Raw genomic sequence first — 21,547 nt, forward strand, 5'->3', positions numbered from 1 at the left:
GCCCGTAACCTACTTTCCTTACAGGAAACTGAAAGACAATGCCCCAGGAAAACGTCCATCCCGAGGAAATCGCCAAGTTCACCAGCAAGGCCGAGCGCTGGTGGGACCCGGAAGGGGAGCTCTGGACCCTGCACCGGGTCAATCCGCTACGAATTCAATTTATCCGCGAAACGGCCGCTATCGAAGACAAGCGCATCGTCGATGTCGGCTGTGGCGGCGGCATCCTCAGCGAGGCCCTGGCCAAGGCGGGGGCCGCCGAAGTCCTCGGCATCGACCTGAGCGCGGAACTGATCGACGTGGCCGAACTGCATGCCTTGGAGCAGGGGGTGGACAACGTGAAGTACGAACGCATCAGCGCCGAGGCGCTGGCCGAACACGAGCCGGAAAGTTTCGATCTGGTCACCTGCATGGAGATGCTCGAACACGTGCCGCGCCCCGCCTCGGTGGTGGCCGCCTGCGCCCGGCTGGCGAAACCCGGCGGCAAGGTGTTCTTCTCCACCCTCAACCGCAACCTCAAGTCCTATCTGCTGGCCATCGTCGGCGCCGAATACGTCCTCGGCATGATCCCCAAGGGCACCCACGAATACGAAAAATTCATCCGCCCCTCGGAACTGGCGGCCTGGGCGCGGGCGGTGGACCTGGAACCGGTGGCGATCCGCGGCATCGAATACAATCCGCTGACCAAGCGTTTCTCCCTCAGCGACGACATCGACGTCAACTACCTGATGGCTTTCGAGAAAGCGCCATGACCCTGCAGTGCATCCTTTTCGACCTCGACGGCACCCTGCTCGACACCCTGCCGGATCTGGCCCTGGCGGTGAACACCGTGCTGGCCGAGGAAGGCCGCCAGCCCCTGGCCGAAGCGGTCATCCGCATGGCGGTTTCCGACGGCGCTCCAGGAATGGTGCGGCTGGCCTTTGGCGAAGACCAGGACAAGGAAGACTTCGCCCGCCGCATGGCCCGGCTGCGGGAAGTCTATCTCGACCACCTGACCGACCGCACCCGCCTGTTCCCCGGCATGGAAACGGTGCTCGAAGACATCGAAGGCCGAGGTCTGAAATGGGGCATCGTCACCAACAAGCGCCGTTACATGACCATTCCCCTGCTGCGAGAACTGGGGCTGCTGGCGCGGACCGACGCCGTGGTCTGCGGCGACGACACCCCCCTGGGCAAACCCAACCCCCAACCCCTGTGGCTGGCCTGCCGGGAAGCCGGCGTGGAGGCGACCCGCTGCGTCTATGTCGGCGATGCCGCCCGCGACATCGAGGCCGGCCGCCGCGCCGGCATGATCACGGTGGCGGTTGGATACGGCTATCTGGCCCCGGAGGACAAACCGGAGCGCTGGGGCGCCGACCACCTGATCGAACACCCGGGCGAAATCCATTCCCTGCTGGAGGGCTGGCTGCCGACGGCCCGCCCGGCCGGAACCGTCAGCGCCGCCTGATGCGAATTCCCATCCCCCTGCCGACGCCGGACACCCTCGCCGGCCGGGTCATTCTGGTCACCGGCGCCGCCGGCGCCCTGGGGCGGGTGGCGGTGGCGGCGTGCCTCAGCGCCGGCGCCGAGGTGATCCTGCTCGACCGCGACGTGCCGGCACTGGAGCGTCTGCGTGACGAAATTTTGACACGTCAACCAGGCGCGGCCTTGGGTCTGTTTCCCTTCGATCTGGCCGGCGCCGGCCCCGAGCACTACCGGGAACTGGCCGCCACCCTGGAGCGCCACGCCCCCTGCCTCGACGGCCTGCTCCACAGCGCCGCCCATCTGGACCATCTGGAGCCCATTGCCTGCCTGCCGCCCGAGCGCTGGTTCCGGAGTCTGCAGGTCAACCTGCACGCGCCTTATCTCCTGGTTCACCATCTCCTGCCGCTGCTGCAGCGCAGCAGTGACGCCAGCGTCGTTTTCACCTCCGATTCCTCCGCCCGCCAGGCGGAAGCCTACTGGGGCGCCTACGGCGTCGGCAAGGTGGCCGTGGAGGCCCTGGCCCGCATCCTGGGACGGGAATGGCAGGTCAACGATCATCTGCGCGCCAACGTCCTGGTGCCGGGTCCGGTGGCAACCCCGATGCGCCACCGCGCCTTCCCGGGAACGGAAAAAGACTTGACCGGTCCACATTCCTTAGCAAAACTGTATGTTTATCTGCTGGGGCCGGAAAGCCGGGACCACAGCGGCCAGGTGTTCACTTTCCAGGACGAGAATCATGTTCTACGGTCAGGGTGAAAGCATCGTCCTCCAGCGTGACGTCGAGGCGGTGCGCGTTCCCGACGGCGAACCCGTCAAACTCCACAAGGACGAAATCGTCACCCTCTATCAGGCGCTCGGCGGCAGTTACACGGTGCTGACCGAGGACGGCACCATGGCGCGCATCAGCGCAGGCGACGCCGACGCCCTCGGCAAGGAACCGCCGGTCATCCCCGATCTCAGGGAGGGCACCGACCCGGAAACCGTCAAGCACAACGTCTGGCAGGTGCTCAAGACCATCTACGACCCGGAAATCCCGGTCAACATCGTCGATCTGGGCCTGGTCTATCACGTCCGTATCACACCCATCGAGGAAGGCAAAAACCGGGTCGAGATCGTCATGACCCTGACCGCCCCCGGCTGCGGCATGGGGCCGGTGATCCAGCAGGACGTGGAAATGGCGGTGAAGAACCTCCCCGGGGTCGAGGAAGTGCAGGTCGAAGTCGTCTTCGATCCCCCCTGGTCGCGAGACATGATGACCGAGGCCGCCAAACTGCAGCTGGGCATGATCTGAAGCGGCAAGCGGCTGCCAGCTTTGGACAGTCAATTTTCCGTCGTTTGCCGCTCTCTGGCGAAAGCCAACTCCAACAGACTGATTTCATTATATAAATTTTTTGGCACGGGTTTCGCTAATCACCCCTTGAACCATTGCGGTACGCAATGGCCCGATACACGAGGGGAGAGCCATGCGACAGGAACGAGCCACCTTGGAGGTCATCCACAACCCGGCCTTCCAGCAAAAGGAACCGATCGCCACACCGGAACAGATCCAGCGCCTGGAACTGAGCGGCATCCTCCAGACCACGCTGGTACTCGACCAGCTGCTGCAGCTGTTCAGCCAAGCGATCCGCCAGTGGGTTCCCCACGACGGCTTCCACTACCGCTATCAGGATCTGGGACTGCAGATCCGCGGCGGCGAGCGGGCGGTCCACAGCTGCCATTACACACTGACCCTGGAGGGCGAGTCGCTGGGGGAACTGACCCTGACGCGGCGCAAGCGCTTCAGCGAAAAGGAGCTGGAAACCTTCGAAACCCTGCTCTGCAGCCTCTTTTATCCGTTGCGCAACGCCCTGCTTTACTATCGGGCGCTGGAATCGGCCCACACCGATCCCCTGACCGGCGTTTACAACCGCACCGCCCTGGACAGCGCCATGCAGCGGGAATGGAAACTGGCCCAGCGCCTGCACACCCCGTTGTCGATCCTGGTGCTCGACATCGACCACTTCAAAGCCATCAACGACACCTACGGCCACCCCGCAGGCGATGCCGCCCTGGTCAAGATCGCCGACTGTCTGCGTCAGGGCGTGCGCGCCAGCGACATCATTTTCCGTTACGGCGGCGAGGAATTCGTCATCCTGCTGAGCAATACCGACACCGAGGGCGCGACCTTGCTGGCCCAGCGCCTGCGGCGCCGCATCCGCGACATGGACTGCAGCGACATCGCCCCCAACCTGCGCATCACCACCAGCATCGGGGTGGCGACCCTCAATCACCCGGAGGAAACCCCCGAGCAGATGCTCAAACGCGCCGACGACGCCCTCTACCGCGCCAAGCGCCAGGGTCGGGACCGGGTGGTGACGGCCTGAGGGCGAAACCGCGTAAAATGGGAGACTCTGTCATCGCAACGAGGAAAACCCCATCATGAGCGGTTACCGTTTCCATCTCCATCACGTCAGCCTGCTGGTGTCCGATACCCGACGGGCGTTGGATTTCTACTGCGGCGTCCTCGGCATGGCGCAGACCGAACGCCCCGATCTGCCGTTTCCCGGCGCCTGGCTGCAGATCGCCGAACACCAGCAGATCCATCTGCTGGAACTGCCCAGCCCCGACCCGGTGGAGGGCCGGCCGGCCCACGGCGGCCGCGACCGCCATTTCGCCCTGGTGGTACCCGACCTGGAAGTCATCCGCCGGGCCCTGGAGGCGGCCGGCTGGCCCTATTCACCGAGCAAATCCGGCCGCCGGGCACTGTTCTGCCGCGATCCAGACGGCAACGCCGTCGAGTTCTTCGAGAAGGGCGTGGTTGCCGGCACCGAAAGGCTGTTCCCGGATCCCTGAAAAAACCCCGGCGTTGTGCCGGGTTTTTTTCAGGCTTTAGCCCCGCATCCGTCGCAGCGCTTCGATGCGCTCCTCGATGGGGGGATGGCTCATGAACAGGCGCGCCAGCCCCCGGCCGATGCCGCCATTGATGCCGAAGGCGGCGAACTCACCCGGCAGATCCCGGGGTTCGGCGTAGCGGCGCAGGGCCTCCAGGGCCGCGATCATCTTGTGGCGGCCCGCCAACCGGGCGCCGCCGGCGTCGGCGCGGAACTCACGCCAGCGCGAGAACCACATGACGATGATGGTCGCCAGAATTCCCAGCGCGATCTGGGCCAGCATCTGGGTGATGTAATAGCCGGGGCCGTAGCCGTAGTAATTGCCTTCTTCGTCGGCGGACTGGAACAGGGTCCTGTCCACGATGTGGCCGATGATGGTGGCGAAGAAATAGACGAAGGTGTTGAGCACCCCCTGGAGCAATGCCAGGGTGACCATGTCGCCGTTGGCCACGTGGCTGACCTCGTGCCCCAGCACCGCCTCGATCTCCTCAGCGTCCATGGTCTCCAGCAGGCCGGTGCTGACCGCCACCAGGGCGTCGTTCCTGTCCATGCCGGTGGCGAAGGCGTTGGGGTCGGGACTGGGGAAGATTCCCACCTCCGGCATGCCGATGCCCGCCTGGCGGGCCAGGCGCTCCACCGTGCTCACCAGCCAGGCCTCGGTGCGGTTCTGGGGCCGGTCGATGACGTAGACCCCCATCGAGGTCTTGGCCATCCACTTGGACAGCGCCAGGGAAACGATGGAGCCGGTCATGCCGATGAGCGCCGACATGATCAACAGGGCGGTCAGGTTCAGATGCACCCCCTGACGATCGAGGAATTCGCCCAACCCGAGCCACTGGAACAGGGCGGTGATCATGACGAGCACCGCCGCGTTGGTCGCCACAAACAACAGGATACGCAGCATGGATGTCACTCCTTTGGAAACGTTGGTTCGAATGGAATGGATGGAGACAATGACCGCAGGATTCAAGCCTTTGTTTCCAAAAAGCTTATCACAATACCCCGTGGTGGTGGACGCCGCCGCCCGTGCAGCCGATAATGATCGCCATCACCCTTTCGGAGGAGGCCGATCCATGTTGCGTCTCACGATTCTGCTCTGGTGCTGGCTGGCTGCCGCCCACGCCTTCACCGATCCGGTCGCCACCCTGCTGAAGCTGCCGCCGGGCTTTCACATCGACCTCTACGCCCGGGACCTGCCCGACGCCCGCTCGCTGGCCCTGGGGGACGACGGCACCGTCTACGTGGGCAGCCGCAAGGCCGGCAAGGTCTACGCGGTGCGTGACGAGGACGGTGACGGCAGGGCCGAGCGCCGCTTCGTCATCGCCACCGGCCTGACCATGCCCAACGGCGTGGCTTTCCGCAACGGGGCGCTCTACGTGGCGGAAGTCTCCCGCATTCTGCGCTTTCCCGGCATCTCCGGCCGCCTTGCCGATCCCCCAAAGCCGGAGGTGGTCTTCGACGGCTTCCCCGGCGATCTCTGGCACGGCTGGAAATACCTGCGTTTCGGCCCCGAAGGCAAGCTCTACACCGGTGTTGGCGCCCCCTGCAACATCTGCAAACCGGCCGACGAGATCTACGCCACCCTGGTGCGCTTGAACCCGGACGGCTCCGGCCTGGAAATCTTCGCCAAAGGGGTCCGCAACAGCGTCGGTTTCGACTGGCACCCTGAGACCGGCTCCCTCTGGTTCACCGACAACGGCCGCGACTGGCTCGGCGACGACCGCCCGCCCGACGAGCTCAACCAGGCGCCCCGGCCCGGGCTTCACTTCGGCTATCCTTACTGCCACGGCGGCGACATCCCCGATCCCCGTTTCGGCCGGGACGTGGACTGCAAGGAATTCGAGCCGCCGGCCTGGCGCTTCCCCGCCCACGTCGCCCCCTTGGGAATCCGCTTCTACACTGGCGCCCGTTTCCCCAGGCGCTACCGGGGGCAGCTGTTCGTCGCCGAACACGGCTCCTGGAACCGCTCGCAGCCGGTCGGCTATCGGGTCGTGTGGCTGGAATTCGACCACGGCCGCCCTGTGGCCGAGCATCCCTTCGTCGAAGGCTGGCTGCGGCCGGACGGCCGGGTGATGGGCCGGCCGGTGGACGTGCTCCAGCTGCCGGACGGTTCGCTGCTGGTCTCCGACGACTTGCGCGGAGTCATCTACCGGATCGACTACCGCCGCTGAGGTTCGGCTGCGATTCATTTCCGATGGACTACAGTTGAAGCAGGATTCAAAAAAGCGATCGCCATGACCCAAGACACCGACACCTCCTGGGAACGCCAAGTTCTGGAACGCCTGGCGAACGAGACCCTCGCCGAACGCCGCCGGGCCCGGCGCTGGAACGTCACCATCCGCCTGCTGTTCCTCGCCTACCTGATCGCCGTCACCCTGAGCCTGATGAAGCCCTGGTCCCAGGAAGGGCTGGCCGGCAACGCGCAGATCACCGCCAAGGTGAAGGTGGAAGGCATCCTGCTGCCCGATGCGCCCGCCAACGCCCAGGCGCTGATCGAAGGGCTGAGACGGGCAGCGAAGGCGCCCAACGCCAAAGGCATCCTGCTGGAGATGAACTCTCCCGGCGGCAGCCCGGTGCAGGCGGCGCTGGTCTACGACGCCATCCGCCGTCTCAAAAAGGAAAAGCCGGATCTGCCGGTAGTGGCGGTGGTGCAGGACATGTGCGCCTCCGGCTGTTATTACATCGCCGCCGCCGCCGACAAGATCTACGTCAGCCCCTACAGCATCGTCGGCTCCATCGGCGTCATCATGAACGGCTTCGGTTTCGTGGAAGCGATGAAGAAGCTCGGTATCGAACGCCGCCTGCTCACCGCCGGAGAGCACAAGGCGCTGCTCGATCCCTTCTCCCCGGTCAAACCGGAGGAAAAGGCCCATGTGCAGGGCCTTCTGAACGAGGTCCATCGTCAGTTCATCGCCGCGGTCAGACAGGGAAGGGGACAGCGTCTCAAGGACACCCCCGAAATCTTCTCCGGACTGATCTGGGTCGGCCATCAGGGCATCGAACTGGGACTGGCCGACGCCATCGGCGACACCTACAGCGTCGCCCGCGAAGTGATCGGCGCGGAAAAGATCGTCGATTTCACCCCGGAGGAGAACGTCTGGGAACGCGTGGCCCGACGTTTCGGCACCTCGCTGGGAATGATGGTGGCCGCAACCGTCGGCGGCGCGAGGCTGGGACCGTGAAGCCGATCCGCATCGCACTGGTGCTGGGGATTGCCCTCATCACTTCCAGGGTGGCAGCAATCACCGTCGAGGAGGCCGCCAAGGCGGTACAGCAAGAGGTCAAGGGCCGCGTTCTCGGCGCCAAAACCGTCACCGAGGACGGACGGAAGATCCACGTCATCCGCATCCTGACCCCGGACGGACGGGTCCGCCATATCCGGGTGGATGCGGCCAGCGGCAGGATACTCAAGGAAACTTCAAAATAAACAGGGGCAAAGCAGTGAGGCGGCGGTGAGCGCAATCCTGGTTCTCTCCATCGGCATCCGTCTCATCGCCTTCTTCATCTCCCTACGGGTCTGGCACCGCATCCGCGACTGGCGTATCGGTTTTCTGGCCCTGATGCTTCTGCTGATGGCCGTGCGCCAGGGGTGGACCCTGATTGAAAGGACCCAGGACTGGCATACCTTACGCTGGCAGGCATGGGAGGAACTGCCAGGACTGGTTGTCAGCGTGATCGCCCTGGCGGCGGTCTTCTGTCTGGAAAGAATGTTCACCGAACTCAGGCGCCGTACCCGCGAAGACCGCCTGTTCAACGACATTCTCAGACACACCTTCGAAGACGCCCGGAATTTTTTCACCCATCTGCTGCAGGCGCTGCTTCACCATGCCGACCTGCCCCTGCAACAAAAGGCCGCCATCTGGTTGAAAAACGAGGAACGGGAACCGTTCCGGTGCATCGCGCAGATCGGAGATCCTCCCCAACCGTCCAGGCCGCTCTTTTCCTGCCCACTGAAACCCAAACCTTGTGCCGACTCCCACGAAATCAAAACCATCGAAATCGACGCAAAAGGAATCGTGCGCCTGTGCTTGAAGGGGGAAAATGGCTGCTGCGGCTGGATAGAACTGTACCTTCACCCCGACAGCCGTCTAAACCCAAGAGACACACGGCTGCTGGAACACGTCGGCCAACTCGCCAGCCTGGCCTACAGGCGCCAGCAGGCCGACCGCCGCATCGCATACCAGGCGCACCACGATGCGCTGACCGGCCTGTACAACCGCCACGCTTTCCAAACGTGCCTGGAAACGGCACTGAAAGACGTCAGACACGGTGCCCCCCCCTACGTGCTGTGTTATTTCGACCTGGACCAGTTCAAACTGGTCAACGATACTTGCAGTCATGCAGCCGGAGACGCGCTCTTGTGCCAGATCGCCCAGCTGATCCGCCAGCAGCTGACCCCTGGCGACTGCTTCGCCCGCCTGGGTGGCGACGAATTCGCCCTATTGTTGCGCCATTGTCCCCTGGATCGGGCGCTGGAACGGCTGCAAAAGATCCGCGCCACGCTCAACGACTGGCCTTTCGTCTGGGAAGGGCGGACCTTCCACGTCAGCGCCAGTTTCGGCGTGGTTCCCCTGTCATCTGAACCGACCAGCGCGGAAACCGCCCTCAGCCACGCCGATGCCGCCTGTTTCCTCGCCAAGGACTACGGCCGCAACCGGATCCAGATCTATCGCAGCAGCGATCTCGAGATCAGTCAGCGCCGCCAGGAAATGAACTGGATCGCACGTCTGGAGCAGGCACTGAAAGAAAACCGTTTCGAGCTTTATGCCCAGCCCATCGTCCCCATCGGCCAGATTTCACGCCCGACCGCCCGTCATTACGAAATCCTGCTGCGCCTGCCTCAGAGCAACGGCGTCGAACCCCCGGCAAGCTTTCTGTCTGCAGCCGAACGCTATCATTTGATGCCCCGAATCGACCGCTGGGTGGTCTGCCGCACACTCACCCTGTTGTCCCGGCACTCCAACCCCACGACCCGGTTCTCCATCAACCTGTCGGGACAATCCCTGGGCGATCCGGAACTCCTGGCGCTGATCCAGGAAGGTTGCCAGCATTTTGACCCAAAACGCCTGTGTTTCGAAATCACCGAAACCGCCGCCATCACCCACCTAGCCCAGACCCAGCCCTTTCTCGCCACCCTCAAATCCCTGGGTTGCCGGCTGGCGTTGGACGATTTTGGCGCCGGTTTTTCGTCTTATGCCTATCTGAAACGGCTGCCGGTGGACTATCTCAAGATCGACGGCCAGTTCATCCGCAATCTCAGTCAAGATCCGGTGGACCTGGCCATGGTCCGCTCCATCAACGAGGTTGCCCACATTCTCGGCAAACGGACGGTGGCAGAGTTCGTCGAATCCGAAGCGATCATGCAACAACTGATAGAGCTGGGAGTCGATTACGCCCAAGGGTTTTTCGTCGGTCAACCGGTACCCCTGAAAACCGTTCTGCAAACGCAGCCTCAGACCCTGTGAAACCCACCTTCCAGCCCCAACTGGTCAACGATCCTTTTGGCGATCCGGCCCTGTATGTGGAGTTTCTGTTCCAGAAACGGGCCCTGCTGTTCGATCTCGGCGACATTCACGCTCTCAGCCCGCGCAAGCTGCTGCGCCTGACCCACATCTTCGTCTCCCACGCCCACATGGATCATTTCTACGGCTTCGACTACTTGCTGCGGGTGTGCCTGGGGCGGGCGATAACCCTCCGCCTCTACGGTCCTGCAGGTTTCATCGACCGAGTCGAACACCGTCTCGGCGGCTACACCTGGAATCTGGTGGAAAATTACGCCGACGAGCTGATTTTCATCGTCCACGAATGGGAGGGCGGTGCGACGATGGCTCGGGCCCGCTTCCGCTGCCGCCGGACTTTTGCCCGGGAAGACCTAAGCGCGGTGCCGGTCGAGAACCGGACCCTGGCGGCCGAGCCGGGCCTGAAGGTTCGCGCCGCGGTCCTAGACCACAAGATCCCTTGCCTTGCCTTCTGTCTGGAGGAAACCGAACACGTCAACATCTGGAAGAACCGCCTGGAGGAACTGGGCGTTCCCACCGGCCCCTGGCTGCAGGAACTGAAACGGGCCGTTCTGGCCGGAAAGCCGGATGACCTGATCATCACCGCCTACTGGCGCGATGGGACGATCCCCCGGAAACGCCGCTTCACCCTGGGCGAACTGAAGCGGAAAATTCTCAGAATCGTCCCCGGGCTGCGCATCGGCTATGTGGTGGACTGCCGCTACGACCCGCAAAACCTCAGAAATTTGCAGGCTATACTTTCCGGTGTGGACCGGCTTTACATCGAAGCGCCCTTTTCCCATGAGGAGGCGGAGATGGCACGGGAAAAATATCATCTGACCGCCTGGCAGGCGGGCGACATCGCCCGGCGTGTCGGCGCCAAACGCCTGGTGCCGTTTCATTTCTCCGCGCGTCATCAGCAAAATCCCGAGCTTCTGTATCGTCAGGCGGCGGAAGGATTCGGCAGGCCCCTGTCATCCTGAAAGACAGCGACAATGACAAAACAGCCTGACAACCAGGAAACGACCCTGCTGAGGCTGCGCCTCGGCCGCACCCACCTGGAACAGCGCCTGGGGATGGAGGCCGACTTCGAACGCCGGGTCTTCGGCGGTCTGGCGCGCAATTTCTTTCACCTCGAGAACTGGTACTCGGTTCACGGTTTCATCCGCGGCTGCCTACGGCTGGTCGGTCTGCACGGCCGCGGCCGTCGCAACGCCCGCTGCATCCAAGTGACCCGCAACGAAGTGACGATTCCGCATCTTCCGTCCATCTTCGACGGCTTCACCCTGCTGCACCTGAGCGACCTGCATCTGGACATGAGCCCCGATCTGCCGGCAGCCCTGAATGCCGCCGTGGCCGGGCTGGAATACGACCTCTGCGTTGTCACCGGCGACTTCCGCGCCCGCACTTTCGGTCCCTGGGAACCGGCGCTGGCGGCGCTGGCCCAGGTCGTCCCGCAGTTGACCGCACCTGTCTTCGGCATTCTCGGCAACCACGACACCGTGCGCATGGTCCCCGGCCTGGAGGCGCTGGGAATCCGCATGCTACTGAACGAAGCTGCCGCCATCGAGCGGGAGGGGCAGACGATCTGGCTGGCCGGGGTCGACGATCCCCATTACTACCGTGCCGACAATTTGGAAAAGGCCCTGGATGCGGTGCCGGAAGGGGAGGTGACCGTACTGCTGGCCCATTCCCCGGAACTGTACCGCCAGGCCACCTATGCCGGCTGCGATCTGTACCTGTGCGGCCACACCCATGGCGGCCAGATCTGCCTGCCCGGCGGCATCGCCCTGATGCGTAACGCCGCCGCTCCCTACCGCCTCTGCAACGGCCCCTGGCGCTACGACAAGCTTCAGGGCTATACCTCGCGCGGCTGTGGCGTGAGCGTGGTGGACGTGCGCTTCAACTGCCCGCCGGAAGTGACGCTCCACACCCTGCGGGCTCAATAAGGCCGCTTGCGGATTCCCAAGCGGTACAGGAGCGGGGAAAGGGTCACCTCGAGGACGAAGAACACCGCCACCAGCAAGAAGATGTTCTCCCAGCGCAACCCGCACCGTTCCCTGACCCACCACAGCGGCAACAGGCTTTCGGGGAGCTGATCCAGACCGCGGGCCTTACCGCTGGGCGCGATGTCCAGGCGCCGCTTGAGGAAACTGGACAGCAGATCGCCCGCCAGCGCCCCCAAAGCCACCATCGAACCGGTCTGCCAGGACAGGCCGAGCATCAGGGCGGCCGCCGGCGTGGCCAGCAGGGCGGCAAACAGTCCGCGCCAGGTCTTGGAAGGGCCGAACAACGGACGGCCGTCCCGCCAGCGCCACCCAAAATCCACCGGCCAGGCGAAACGCTCTCCGAACAGGTCCCAGGCGACCACCGGCGCGCCGTTGGCCACCAGCAGCAGGCACAACAGCTTGAATTCCAGCACAGCCATCCCCAAGATAAGCAAACAGGCAAGCCATCATAGCAGGGGAGGAGGGATGGCCGAAGCGGGCTGGGAACATTTCGAACACATGGCCGACATCGGCGTGCGCGGTTGGGGGCCCACCTTGGAGGAAGCCTTCGCCCAGGCGGCCCTGGCTTTGACCGCAGTCACCACCGACCCGGCCCGGGTCGAACCCAGACAGGCGGTCACCATCGAGCTGGAACGCGACGACGACGGCGACCTGGAACTGCTGCTGGTGGACTTTCTCGATGCCGTCATCTACGAGATGGCGGTGCGCAAAATGCTGTTCAGCCGCTTCGATGTCGAGATCGACGACCGCCGCCTGCGGGCGACTCTGTGGGGCGAACCGGTCGACCGCGCCAGACACCAGCCGGCGGTGGAAGTGAAAGGGGCGACCTTCACAGAGCTGAAGGTGACCCGGAGCGACGACGGCCGCTGGATCGCCCAGTGCGTGCTGGACGTATGACGAGGTGAAGCGATGGACATCAGCAAGCTCGAGCGTATCGACGAAACCTGCTGGCGCATTCCGGCCACCGGCAAGATGCGGGTGCCGGTGCTGATCTATGCCGATGAGGCGCTGATCCGCGACATGGACGACAAGGTGGCCGAGCAGGCCGGCAACGTCGCTTCCCTGCCCGGCATCGTCGGGGCCTGTTACGTGATGCCCGACGCCCACTGGGGCTACGGCTTCCCCATCGGCGGGGTGGCGGCTTTCGATCCCGACGAGGGGGGGGTGATTTCCGCCGGCGGAGTCGGTTTCGACATTTCCTGCGGGGTGCGCACCCTCACCACCGGCCTCAAGCGCGAAGAGCTGGAACCGCTGAAAAAATCCCTGGCCGAGGCGCTGTTCATCCACATCCCCGCCGGGGTCGGGAGCAAGGGTTCGATCTCCCTGAACGATGCGGAAATGAACGCCATGCTCAAAGGCGGAGCGGCCTGGGCGGTGGAACGGGGTTACGGCCGCGAGGCGGATCTGGAACGGATCGAGGAACACGGCTGCATGGCTGGCGCCGACCCGGCCCAGGTGTCGAAAAAGGCCCGCGAGCGCCAGCGCCGGGAGATGGGCACCCTCGGCTCCGGCAATCACTATCTGGAAGTCCAGGTGGTGGAGCAGATCTTCAACCCGGATGTGGCCAGGGTCTTCGGCCTGGAGGCGGAGGAAGTGGTGGTCACCATCCACTGTGGCTCCCGCGGCCTCGGCCACCAGATCGGCAGCGAATACCTCAAGCTGATGCAGAAGGCGGCCAAGGAGGCGGGGATCGAGCTTCCGGACCGGGAGCTGGCCTGCGCCCCGATCCGCTCCCCGGTGGGGCAGCGTTATCTGGGCGCCATGCGCGCCGGAATCAACTGCGCACTGGCCAACCGCCAGATCATCACCCACCTGGTGCGCCAGGTGTTCGCCGAATTCTTCCCCGACCACGATCTCAAGCTCATCTACGACGTCTCCCACAACACCTGCAAGGAAGAGGAACACGAGGTCGGCGGCAGGCGGCGGCGGGTCTTCGTCCACCGCAAGGGAGCGACGCGGGCCTTCGGCCCCGGCCATCCGGCCCTGCCGGAAGTGTTCAGGCCGGTGGGGCAGCCGGTCATCATCGGCGGCTCCATGGGAACCGGCTCCTACATCCTGGTGGGCACCACCGAGAGCGAACGCCACTCCCTGTCCTCGGCCTGCCACGGCGCCGGGCGCTGCCTGAGCCGGCGTCAGGCCACCAAAACCTGGAAAGGGCAGCAGGTCATCGCGGAGCTGGAGCGCCAGGGCATCATCGTCCGCAGTCCGTCGATGCGCGGGGTCGCCGAGGAGGCACCGCAAGCTTACAAGCCGGTGGACGCCGTGGTGAGAGCCGCGGATAAGGCGGGACTGGCCAGGCTGGTGGCGCGGCTGCGGCCCCTGGTCTGCATCAAGGGCTAGCGCCGGAGCGGAAACGTTCTGGTTCAGGCCAGCAGAACCGCCAGCACCCCGGTCATGAAAATGCCGTCGAAGGTGCCGGCCCCACCGATGGAGGCGATGGGCGCCCCGAGCCGGGGGATGTCCCTAAGATGCAACACGTCGGCCCCGATCAGCACGCCCAGGGTGCCGCAGATGTAGGCGAAAGGCGCCCGGTATTCCTCCCCTCCTAGCACCACGGCCACGGTGGCGGCGATCAGCGGCGGCAACAGCATCGGCATGCCGATCCCCATTCCCGGAATCGGGCGGCTGAAGATGTAGCTGAGCAGAGCGACGAGGGCGATGCCCAAAAGGAGCGGCGGCAGGGGTAGGTCCAGCCTGCTGACCAAGTACAGCGAAAACAGCAGCGGGATCAGGCAGCCGCCCACGTTGACGGCGATCACCGTCCGCCCGGTGAAGGGTAGGGGCGGAGGCCGCAGCAGGCCGAAGGGGGTTTCGATCACCTCCGGCGGCGGCTCGGCGCGGATGCTGAACAGGGGAATGTTGATGCCGCTGCCGAGCAAGGAACCCAGCAGCATCAGCAGGGTGGCGGTGGGGGACAGCCCCAGGCGCTCGAAGGACAGGGTGATGAGCTGGAGCTGGATGAAGGTCAGCAGAAAGACCAGCAGGAAGAAAAACAGCAGAAAGTGCAGCAGCGAAAACGGCGAACGCATCTCAGGTGCCCTCCTGCCAGGAAGCCAGATAGGCCTGCTGTTCCGGTGTCAGGGCGTCGATGGCGATGTTCAGGGCATCGAGCTTGTGCCTTGCCACTTTCTGGTCGATTTCCGCCGGCACCGCATGAACCGCCACCGGCAGCTGCCCTTGCCTGCGCCACAGGTATTCCACCACCAGAGCCTGGTTGGCGAAGCTCATGTCCATCACCGCCGCCGGATGTCCCTCGGCGGCGGCCAGATTCACCAGCCGGCCCTCGGCCAGAAGACGCAGGCGGCGGCCGTCGGCGAGGCGGTACTCGGTCACGTGGGGACGGGGATGGTGCTGGCTTTCGGCCAGCCGTTCCAGAGCGGAAATGTTGATTTCCACGTTGAAATGGCCGGCGTTGGCGAGAATGCAGCCGTCCTTCATCACCGCCAGGTGCCCGGCATCCACCACGTGCTTGTCACCGGTGGCGGTGACGATGAAATCGGCGATTTTTGCCGCTTCCCGCAAAGGCATCACTTGGTAGCCGTCCATCGCCGCCTCCAGGGCCCGCAGGGGATCGACCTCGGTGACGATCACGTGGGCCCCGTGACCGCGGGCACGCATGGCGATGCCGCGGCCGCACCAACCATAACCGCAGACCACGAAATTGCGTCCCGCCAGCAGGATGTTGGTGGCCCGGATGACGCCGTCCAGGGCGCTCTGGCCGGTGCCGTAGCGGTTGTCGAACAGGTGTTTGGTCAGGGCGTCGTTGACGGCGACGATGGGGTATTTCAGCACACCGTCCTTAGCCATGGCCCGCAGACGGATGACGCCGGTGGTGGTTTCCTCGGTGCCGCCGGCGATCTCGGCCAGCTGTTCGGGGCGCTCCCGGTGCAGCGTGGTAACGAGATCGGCACCGTCGTCCAGGGTGATCCGGGGGTGGGTGTCGAGGACGCTGCGGATGTGGCCGTAGTAGGTGGCCTCGTCCTCCCCGCGGCGGGCGAATACGGCGATGCCCTTTTCCACCAGGGCGGCGGCGACGTCGTCCTGGGTGCTGAGGGGATTGCTGGCGCACAGGGCCACTTCGGCCCCGGCGGCCTGCAGGGTCAGCACCAGATTGGCGGTCTCGGTGGTCACGTGCAGGCAGGCGCCGATGCGTACGCCGGCCAGGGGTTTCGTCTCCGTGAACGTTTTGCGGATCCGGGCCAGCACCGGCATCTCCGCTCCGGCCCATTCGATCCGGTTCCAACCCTGAGGGGCCAGGGCAGGATCGTTGATGTCACACGCAGTCATCGCCGACCTCCGAGCATGAAAGAAACGCTCAGCTTATCACTCAAGACGAAGGGATGCCCATCTCTCGCAACCGGCGGCGCAGGTCCGCCTCACCTTGGAACAGAAGCGCCCGCCAGCCCTGTCGGCGGGCTTGCGCCACATTGCCGGGGCTGTCGTCGATGAAGAGGATTTCCTGGGGCGCCAGATTCAGATCTCGGGCGATGTCGTCGAACAGGGAAGGGTCGCGTTTTCCCTTGCCGAGGCGGTAGCTGACGTAGAGGCGGTCGAAGTGATCGTAGATGCGGTAGCGGCGGTCCAGTTCGTCGAGCCACTCGGTCTGATCGCTCAGCAGGCCGACCACGTATCCTGCACGGCGCAACGCGTCCACCAGAGCCAGCATCGACGGCCGGAGCCGGAACCGTTCCAGAATGACCGCCCGCAGGGAATCAGGATCGCCCTTCAGGGCGGTCCGCTCGGCCATCAGACGCCAGAAATCGGCCTCGGTGCCCCACCCTACCACCCAGCCGCTGTCGTAGACCGCATCCATACCGGCCTCGAAGATGGACTGTTCGTCCAACCCCTGTTGTCGGGCCAAGGTCCTGAGTCCTTCGCGGAAGCCTTCCTCGGCGATCACGCCGCCGAAATCGAATAAAACCGCCTTGATTCCGTCTAAGTTGTCGTTCTGACTCACAAGGCGCGATTCTCCATGCTGGGTGTCATCGTTCTGTTTCTCCTGGCCCTGACAGGCCTGCGTTTCCGTCATCCTTTCCTCCTTGCCGGCGGCTATGGCCTGCTGACCGGCTTTTACAGTTTAACCTTCGACGATTTCCAGGGGGCAGGTCTGCGGGCCATGATGGCGACCGCTTTCGGTCTGTTTTTCTTTCTCACCCTCTACCGCACCCGTCATCACTGGGGCTACTGGCTGGCGACCTTGGTCATCGGTCTTACAGCCTGGTATTTCTGGCCCTGGCTGGTGATGTGAAAACGGGCGGGACGACCTGTGCCCAAGCATGTGGATAACCGGGGGACACAGATGGGAGAAAATTTTATCCCCGATTCCTCCACAGGCTCCCCCATCTTGTCCACACCCTTGTGGACAACTTGGGAATAACACATCCCTTTGATCTGGAAAGAAAAAACCGGTTATCCCAGAAAAACGTGCCGGCTTACAATAACCAAATCTTTCTTCAAAAAAGAAGATAAAGACTTAAGAGTTGTCAGATGGAGGAACCGAAGACTGTATAATGTTTAGCCAATTTTCCCTACCGGATACCTATGGAGTTCCCCAAAGTCTTTGACGTCATCGTGGTCGGCGGCGGTCATGCCGGCACGGAGGCAGCGCTGGCGGCCGCCCGCACCGGCGCCAGGACACTGCTGCTGACCCAAAACATCGAAACCCTGGGCCAGATGAGCTGTAATCCTGCTGTCGGCGGTATCGGCAAGGGCCATCTGGTCAAGGAGATCGACGCCCTAGGAGGGGTGATGGCGCGGGCTATCGACCGGGCCGGCATCCAGTTCCGCATTCTCAATGCTTCCAAGGGACCGGCGGTGCGCGCCACCCGGGCCCAGGCCGACCGGACTCTGTACAAGCAGGCAATTCGGCAGATGCTGGAGAACCAGCCCAACCTGTGGCTGTTTCAACAGACGGTGGCGGATCTGATCGTCGAACGGGAACAGGCCGCTGGCGTCGTCACCCAGATGGGGCTGAGATTCCAAGGCCGCTGCGTGGTCCTGACCGTGGGCACGTTCCTCGGCGGAGTGATCCACGTCGGCGAGGCCAGCTATCAGGGGGGACGTGCCGGTGACAGTCCCAGCAACGCTTTGGCCAGACGCCTGCGGGAGCTGGATTTCCAGGTGGGACGGCTCAAGACCGGTACCCCCCCGCGGCTGGACGGCCGCACCCTCGACTATGGTGCGATGACCCCGCAGCCGGGGGACGAGCCGACGCCGGTGTTTTCCTTCCTCGGCACGCCGGAGGAGCATCCTCCCCAGGTGGCGTGTCACATCACCCGCACCAACGAACGCACCCACGCCATCATCCGCGCCGGCTTGGAGCGTTCTCCCCTGTTCAGCGGCGCCATCGAAGGCGTCGGCCCCCGCTACTGTCCCTCCATCGAGGACAAGGTGGTGCGTTTCGCCGAGCGCGATTCCCACCAGATTTTCGTGGAGCCGGAGGGACTCGACACCCACGAGGTCTATCCCAACGGGGTGTCCACCAGTCTGCCTTTCGATGTCCAGCTGGACTTCATCCGCTCGATCCGCGGCTTCGAGAACGCCCACATCACCCGGCCCGGTTACGCCATCGAATACGACTTTTTCGATCCCCGTGGGTTGAAGCCGAGCCTGGAAACCAGAGCCATGGCGAATCTGTTCTTCGCCGGCCAGATCAACGGCACCACCGGTTACGAGGAAGCCGCCGCCCAGGGTCTGATCGCCGGGCTCAACGCCGCCCGCAAAGCCAAAGGCCTGGAACCCTGGTGGCCGCGGCGCGACGAGGCCTACATCGGTGTACTGATCGACGATCTCATCACCCGCGGCACCAGCGAGCCTTACCGCATGTTCACTAGTCGGGCCGAATACCGCCTGTTGCTGCGCGAGGACAACGCCGACCTGCGTCTCACCCCCAAGGGCCGGGAACTGGGGCTGGTGGACGAGGTGCGCTGGCGGGCCTTCGAGCGCAAGGTGGAAAATATCGAAACTTTACGCGGCGAACTGGAGCGCTGCCGGATCCGGCCCGACAGTGAAACCGCAAAGCGGCTCGCGGCGGTGCTGAAAAATCCCCTGCAGCGGGAAGCCAACCTGCTGGAACTGCTGCGCCGTCCGGAAGTGGACATCACCCGTCTGCTCGAGCTGGCGGAGGTGGATGCTACCGCTTACACGCCGGCAGAGGTGGAGCAGGTGATGATCCAGGCCAGGTACGCCGGTTACATCGAACGCCAGCGGGCCGAGATCGAGCGCACCCGCCGCTACGAGGATCTGCGGCTGCCCGAAAGCCTCGACTACCACAACGTGGTCGGCCTGTCGCGGGAGGTGCAGGAAAAACTGGCGGCCCGGAAACCGGCCACTTTGGGGCAAGCGGCCCGGATTCCCGGCGTGACCCCGGCGGCGATTTCCCTGTTGCTGGTCCACCTCAGGAAGAAAAGCGCCTGATGGCCGCAGGCATCCTGACCGCCGGCATCGAGGCTCTGGGACTGGCGCCGACGCCCGACCGCATCGGCCGCATCCAGCAGCTTTACCGCGGGCTGGTGCGCTGGAACCGGGTGGTCAATCTCACCGCCATCGAGGACGAGGCGCGGTTCGCCACCCACCACGTCCTCGACAGCCTGGCGATCCATCCGTACCTGCACGGCGGGCGGATTCTCGACGTGGGCACCGGCGCCGGTTTCCCTGGTCTGCCGCTGGCGATCTTCTTTCCCGAGCGCCGTTTCGTGCTGCTGGACGCGGTGGCCAAGAAGATCCGTTTCGTGCGCCAGATGGCTCTGGAGCTGGGATTGAACAACGTAGAGGCGGTCCACGCCCGGGTGGAGGACTATACAGACCCGGCGGGATTTTCTACCATCGTCACCCGGGCCGTCACCGAAGCCGGCCGCAGCCTGACCCAGAGCCGTCACCTGCTGGCCCCGGGCGGCAGGCTGCTGGTGATGAAGGGCCGCCATCCAACGGAGGAACTGGCGGCGCTCCAGGCCCCCCACCGGGTGGTCCCCCTGAAGGTGCCCGGTCTGGAGGCCCGGCGTCACTTGATCGAAATTACACCGGAAACCGAATGACCAGAATCATCGCCGTCACCAACCAGAAGGGCGGAGTGGGCAAGACCACCACCAGCGTCAATCTGGCCGCCTCCCTGGGCGCGACTCAGCGCCGGGTGCTGCTGGTGGACATCGATCCCCAAGGCAACGCCACCATGGGCTGCGGGGTGGACAAGAACGAGGCCGAGCCCAACTGTTGCGATCTGTTGCTGGGGGAGGCCGGCGCCGAAACGGTGGTGGTGCCGCGGCCGCCGCTGGGATTCGACCTGATTCCCGCCAACGCCGACCTGACCGCCGCCGAAGTCCGGCTGATGCAGGCCGACCGCCGTGAACGCCGTCTCGCCGAAGCCCTGGAGCCGGTTCGGTCCCGTTACGACTACATCCTCATCGACTGTCCCCCGTCCCTCAACATGTTGACTTTGAACGCCCTGGTGGCTGCCGACGGTGTCTTGATCCCGATGCAATGCGAATACTACGCCCTGGAAGGGCTGTCGGCCCTGCTGGAAACCATCGCCGACATCCGCCGCAGCGTCAATCCGCGGCTGCAGATCGAAGGGGTGCTGCGCACTATGTTCGACCCCCGCAGCCGGTTGACCAAGGACGTCTCCGAACAGCTGCAGGAACACTTCGGCGAACGCCTGCTGCGTACCTGCATCCCCCGCAACATCCGCTTGGCCGAAGCCCCCAGCCACGGTCTGCCGGCGCTGCATTACGACAAATCCTCCCGCGGCGCTCTGGCTTACCTGGCCCTGGCCGGAGAACTGGTCGGCCGCCATCAGAGAGAAACCGCCCATGGCGATTAAGAAAAAACGCGGCCTGGGACGCGGTCTCGACGCGCTGTTGGGAGAGGCGGCCCTGCCCCGGGCCGAGTCGCCCCAGACGCTGCCCCTGGATCGGATCGAACCGGGCCGCTTCCAACCCCGCCGCGACATCGACCCCGATAGGCTGGCGGAACTGGCCGACTCCATCCGCACCCACGGTGTGGTCCAGCCTGTCGTCGTCCGTCCCCTCGAAAACGACCGCTACGAACTGATCGCCGGCGAACGGCGCTGGCGGGCCTCGCGCCTGGCGGGGCTGGCGGAAATTCCGGTGGTGGTGCGCCGGCTCGACGATCGCACCGCCTTGGCCCTGGCTTTGATCGAGAACGTCCAGCGCGAGGATCTCAATCCGCTGGAACAGGCCGAGGCCCTGTGGCGGCTGCTGGAGGAATTCGACATGACCCACCAGCAACTGGCCGAAGCGGTGGGCAAGTCGCGCACCACCATCACCAACCTGCTGCGCCTGCTTGATCTCGAACCGGAAGTCAAACGGCTGCTGGCCGAAGGCCGGATCGAAATGGGCCACGCCCGCGCCCTGCTGGGGCTGGCTGGCGAGCAACAATTGCAAATCGCCCGCCAGGTGGCCGACGGCAAACTGACGGTGCGTGCCACAGAAGCCTTGGTGAGAAAACTGCAACAATCCCGGGAAAAATCCCGGCAGGATCGGCCCGATCCCGACATCCTGCGGCTGCAGGAGGAGCTGTCCTCCCTGCTCGGCGCACCGGTCACCATCCGCCATGGCCGTGGCGGCAAGGGTAGCCTGGTGATCCGCTACAGCGATCTGGAACAGCTGGAAGGATTGTTGACCCGGATGAGATAAAGTCGTCGTTCTCCTTGATTTCGATCAGGGGCACCGATAGAATCCGGGTCTTGTGTGTG

24 protein-coding genes are annotated in these 21,547 nt (G+C 64.4%); 19 read left to right on the top strand and 5 right to left on the bottom strand.

Translation table 11 applies throughout. The features are described 5' to 3' along the window. The first annotated feature begins 38 nt into the window (after window positions 1-38). From ubiG to MIN45_RS03960, 6 genes are all read left to right on the top strand, one after another. Window positions 39-749: a bifunctional 2-polyprenyl-6-hydroxyphenol methylase/3-demethylubiquinol 3-O-methyltransferase UbiG gene (ubiG, locus tag MIN45_RS03935; protein WP_286293501.1), complete on the top strand. Its 711-nt coding sequence runs from the start codon at window positions 39-41 to the stop codon at window positions 747-749. Then, window positions 746-1,444 (top strand): HAD family hydrolase, encoded by a 699-nt coding sequence (locus MIN45_RS03940; protein WP_286293502.1) that lies wholly within the window; start codon window positions 746-748, stop codon window positions 1,442-1,444. Before ubiG ends, MIN45_RS03940 begins: the two co-directional genes overlap by 4 nt. Next, on the top strand, window positions 1,444-2,217 hold the full coding sequence (locus MIN45_RS03945) for an SDR family NAD(P)-dependent oxidoreductase (protein ID WP_286293503.1): 774 nt from the start codon (window positions 1,444-1,446) through the stop codon (window positions 2,215-2,217). Before MIN45_RS03940 ends, MIN45_RS03945 begins: the two co-directional genes overlap by 1 nt. Further along, on the top strand, window positions 2,198-2,752 hold the full coding sequence (sufT, locus tag MIN45_RS03950) for a putative Fe-S cluster assembly protein SufT (protein ID WP_286293504.1): 555 nt from the start codon (window positions 2,198-2,200) through the stop codon (window positions 2,750-2,752). The genes MIN45_RS03945 and sufT overlap by 20 nt, the downstream gene beginning before the upstream one ends. 172 nt (window positions 2,753-2,924) lie before the next feature. Next, window positions 2,925-3,824 (top strand): GGDEF domain-containing protein, encoded by a 900-nt coding sequence (locus MIN45_RS03955; protein WP_286293505.1) that lies wholly within the window; start codon window positions 2,925-2,927, stop codon window positions 3,822-3,824. Window positions 3,825-3,879: 55 nt separating this feature from the next. Beyond that, window positions 3,880-4,293, top strand: a complete 414-nt coding sequence (locus MIN45_RS03960; protein WP_286293506.1) for a VOC family protein — start codon at window positions 3,880-3,882, stop codon at window positions 4,291-4,293. Window positions 4,294-4,329: 36 nt separating this feature from the next. On the opposite strand, the gene htpX is transcribed toward MIN45_RS03960, so the two are convergent. Continuing rightward, on the bottom strand, window positions 4,330-5,235 hold the full coding sequence (gene htpX / locus MIN45_RS03965; protein WP_286293507.1) for a protease HtpX: 906 nt from the start codon (window positions 5,233-5,235) through the stop codon (window positions 4,330-4,332). A gap of 169 nt (window positions 5,236-5,404) precedes the next feature. Here htpX and MIN45_RS03970 point away from each other — a divergent pair, with 169 nt between their 5' ends. From MIN45_RS03970 to MIN45_RS03995, 6 genes are all read left to right on the top strand, one after another. Beyond that, window positions 5,405-6,502, top strand: coding sequence for a PQQ-dependent sugar dehydrogenase (locus MIN45_RS03970; protein ID WP_286293508.1), 1,098 nt, complete (start codon window positions 5,405-5,407; stop codon window positions 6,500-6,502). Window positions 6,503-6,565: 63 nt separating this feature from the next. Further along, window positions 6,566-7,513, top strand: a complete 948-nt coding sequence (sppA, locus tag MIN45_RS03975) for a signal peptide peptidase SppA (RefSeq protein WP_286293509.1) — start codon at window positions 6,566-6,568, stop codon at window positions 7,511-7,513. Then, the gene (locus MIN45_RS03980) at window positions 7,510-7,758 is read left to right on the top strand and encodes a PepSY domain-containing protein (protein ID WP_286293510.1); all 249 of its coding nucleotides are present in this window, start codon (window positions 7,510-7,512) and stop codon (window positions 7,756-7,758) included. The genes sppA and MIN45_RS03980 overlap by 4 nt, the downstream gene beginning before the upstream one ends. A gap of 25 nt (window positions 7,759-7,783) precedes the next feature. Continuing rightward, on the top strand, window positions 7,784-9,796 hold the full coding sequence (locus tag MIN45_RS03985; protein ID WP_286293511.1) for a putative bifunctional diguanylate cyclase/phosphodiesterase: 2,013 nt from the start codon (window positions 7,784-7,786) through the stop codon (window positions 9,794-9,796). Next, window positions 9,793-10,812: a ribonuclease Z gene (locus MIN45_RS03990; protein ID WP_286293512.1), complete on the top strand. Its 1,020-nt coding sequence runs from the start codon at window positions 9,793-9,795 to the stop codon at window positions 10,810-10,812. The genes MIN45_RS03985 and MIN45_RS03990 overlap by 4 nt, the downstream gene beginning before the upstream one ends. 12 nt (window positions 10,813-10,824) lie before the next feature. Further along, a complete protein-coding gene (locus tag MIN45_RS03995) occupies window positions 10,825-11,778 on the top strand; it encodes a metallophosphoesterase (protein ID WP_286293513.1) in 954 nt (317 codons plus the stop codon). Here the strand turns inward: MIN45_RS03995 and MIN45_RS04000 are convergent. Further along, window positions 11,772-12,257, bottom strand: coding sequence for a CDP-archaeol synthase (locus MIN45_RS04000; RefSeq protein WP_422732671.1), 486 nt, complete (start codon window positions 12,255-12,257; stop codon window positions 11,772-11,774). The two genes, MIN45_RS03995 and MIN45_RS04000, sit on opposite strands and share 7 nt — an antisense overlap. Window positions 12,258-12,303: 46 nt before the next feature. Here MIN45_RS04000 and MIN45_RS04005 point away from each other — a divergent pair, with 46 nt between their 5' ends. Next, window positions 12,304-12,735 carry an archease gene (locus tag MIN45_RS04005; RefSeq protein ID WP_286293515.1) on the top strand — a complete coding sequence of 144 codons (432 nt, stop codon included), beginning with the start codon at window positions 12,304-12,306 and terminating at the stop codon, window positions 12,733-12,735. A 12-nt stretch (window positions 12,736-12,747) separates the two neighbouring features. Continuing rightward, entirely contained in the window at window positions 12,748-14,178 is a 1,431-nt protein-coding gene (locus MIN45_RS04010; protein ID WP_286293516.1) for an RtcB family protein, read from the top strand. A gap of 23 nt (window positions 14,179-14,201) precedes the next feature. Here the strand turns inward: MIN45_RS04010 and MIN45_RS04015 are convergent, their stop codons facing one another. From MIN45_RS04015 to MIN45_RS04025, 3 genes are read right to left on the bottom strand one after another with little or no spacing between them, the layout of a single operon-like run. Further along, window positions 14,202-14,867, bottom strand: coding sequence for a DUF1614 domain-containing protein (locus MIN45_RS04015; RefSeq protein ID WP_286293517.1), 666 nt, complete (start codon window positions 14,865-14,867; stop codon window positions 14,202-14,204). Window position 14,868: 1 nt separating this feature from the next. Further along, complete coding sequence (ahcY, locus tag MIN45_RS04020; protein WP_286293518.1) at window positions 14,869-16,125, bottom strand: adenosylhomocysteinase; 1,257 nt, start codon at window positions 16,123-16,125, stop codon at window positions 14,869-14,871. Between the two features lie 40 nt (window positions 16,126-16,165). Then, on the bottom strand, window positions 16,166-16,795 hold the full coding sequence (locus tag MIN45_RS04025; RefSeq protein WP_337250356.1) for an HAD family hydrolase: 630 nt from the start codon (window positions 16,793-16,795) through the stop codon (window positions 16,166-16,168). A gap of 15 nt (window positions 16,796-16,810) precedes the next feature. Here MIN45_RS04025 and MIN45_RS04030 point away from each other — a divergent pair, with 15 nt between their 5' ends. The 5 genes from MIN45_RS04030 to MIN45_RS04050 all read left to right on the top strand — a co-directional run bounded on the left by MIN45_RS04030 (window position 16,811) and on the right by MIN45_RS04050 (window position 21,488). Beyond that, on the top strand, window positions 16,811-17,086 hold the full coding sequence (locus MIN45_RS04030) for a hypothetical protein (RefSeq protein WP_286293520.1): 276 nt from the start codon (window positions 16,811-16,813) through the stop codon (window positions 17,084-17,086). A 293-nt stretch (window positions 17,087-17,379) separates the two neighbouring features. Next, window positions 17,380-19,254: a tRNA uridine-5-carboxymethylaminomethyl(34) synthesis enzyme MnmG gene (mnmG, locus tag MIN45_RS04035; RefSeq protein ID WP_286293521.1), complete on the top strand. Its 1,875-nt coding sequence runs from the start codon at window positions 17,380-17,382 to the stop codon at window positions 19,252-19,254. Further along, window positions 19,254-19,871 (top strand): 16S rRNA (guanine(527)-N(7))-methyltransferase RsmG, encoded by a 618-nt coding sequence (rsmG, locus tag MIN45_RS04040; RefSeq protein WP_286293522.1) that lies wholly within the window; start codon window positions 19,254-19,256, stop codon window positions 19,869-19,871. The genes mnmG and rsmG overlap by 1 nt, the downstream gene beginning before the upstream one ends. Continuing rightward, complete coding sequence (locus MIN45_RS04045) at window positions 19,868-20,653, top strand: ParA family protein (RefSeq protein WP_286293523.1); 786 nt, start codon at window positions 19,868-19,870, stop codon at window positions 20,651-20,653. Before rsmG ends, MIN45_RS04045 begins: the two co-directional genes overlap by 4 nt. After that, complete coding sequence (locus MIN45_RS04050; protein WP_286293524.1) at window positions 20,643-21,488, top strand: ParB/RepB/Spo0J family partition protein; 846 nt, start codon at window positions 20,643-20,645, stop codon at window positions 21,486-21,488. The genes MIN45_RS04045 and MIN45_RS04050 overlap by 11 nt, the downstream gene beginning before the upstream one ends. Window positions 21,489-21,547 lie beyond the last annotated feature (59 nt).

This window comes from Methylomarinovum tepidoasis (assembly GCF_030294985.1).
In the GTDB taxonomy this organism is placed as follows: domain Bacteria; phylum Pseudomonadota; class Gammaproteobacteria; order Methylococcales; family Methylothermaceae; genus Methylohalobius; species Methylohalobius tepidoasis.

Coding starts and splice junctions, on each gene's coding strand:
- ubiG (WP_286293501.1), top strand. CDS start 39: ATGCCCCAGGAAAACGTCCATCCCGAGGAAATCGCCAAGTTCACCAGC.
- MIN45_RS03940 (WP_286293502.1), top strand. CDS start 746: ATGACCCTGCAGTGCATCCTTTTCGACCTCGACGGCACCCTGCTCGAC.
- MIN45_RS03945 (WP_286293503.1), top strand. CDS start 1,444: ATGCGAATTCCCATCCCCCTGCCGACGCCGGACACCCTCGCCGGCCGG.
- sufT (WP_286293504.1), top strand. CDS start 2,198: ATGTTCTACGGTCAGGGTGAAAGCATCGTCCTCCAGCGTGACGTCGAG.
- MIN45_RS03955 (WP_286293505.1), top strand. CDS start 2,925: ATGCGACAGGAACGAGCCACCTTGGAGGTCATCCACAACCCGGCCTTC.
- MIN45_RS03960 (WP_286293506.1), top strand. CDS start 3,880: ATGAGCGGTTACCGTTTCCATCTCCATCACGTCAGCCTGCTGGTGTCC.
- htpX (WP_286293507.1), bottom strand. CDS start 5,235: ATGCTGCGTATCCTGTTGTTTGTGGCGACCAACGCGGCGGTGCTCGTC.
- MIN45_RS03970 (WP_286293508.1), top strand. CDS start 5,405: ATGTTGCGTCTCACGATTCTGCTCTGGTGCTGGCTGGCTGCCGCCCAC.
- sppA (WP_286293509.1), top strand. CDS start 6,566: ATGACCCAAGACACCGACACCTCCTGGGAACGCCAAGTTCTGGAACGC.
- MIN45_RS03995 (WP_286293513.1), top strand. CDS start 10,825: ATGACAAAACAGCCTGACAACCAGGAAACGACCCTGCTGAGGCTGCGC.
- MIN45_RS04000 (WP_422732671.1), bottom strand. CDS start 12,257: ATGGCTGTGCTGGAATTCAAGCTGTTGTGCCTGCTGCTGGTGGCCAAC.
- MIN45_RS04005 (WP_286293515.1), top strand. CDS start 12,304: ATGGCCGAAGCGGGCTGGGAACATTTCGAACACATGGCCGACATCGGC.
- MIN45_RS04010 (WP_286293516.1), top strand. CDS start 12,748: ATGGACATCAGCAAGCTCGAGCGTATCGACGAAACCTGCTGGCGCATT.
- MIN45_RS04015 (WP_286293517.1), bottom strand. CDS start 14,867: ATGCGTTCGCCGTTTTCGCTGCTGCACTTTCTGCTGTTTTTCTTCCTG.
- ahcY (WP_286293518.1), bottom strand. CDS start 16,125: ATGACTGCGTGTGACATCAACGATCCTGCCCTGGCCCCTCAGGGTTGG.
- MIN45_RS04030 (WP_286293520.1), top strand. CDS start 16,811: ATGCTGGGTGTCATCGTTCTGTTTCTCCTGGCCCTGACAGGCCTGCGT.
- mnmG (WP_286293521.1), top strand. CDS start 17,380: ATGGAGTTCCCCAAAGTCTTTGACGTCATCGTGGTCGGCGGCGGTCAT.
- rsmG (WP_286293522.1), top strand. CDS start 19,254: ATGGCCGCAGGCATCCTGACCGCCGGCATCGAGGCTCTGGGACTGGCG.
- MIN45_RS04045 (WP_286293523.1), top strand. CDS start 19,868: ATGACCAGAATCATCGCCGTCACCAACCAGAAGGGCGGAGTGGGCAAG.
- MIN45_RS04050 (WP_286293524.1), top strand. CDS start 20,643: ATGGCGATTAAGAAAAAACGCGGCCTGGGACGCGGTCTCGACGCGCTG.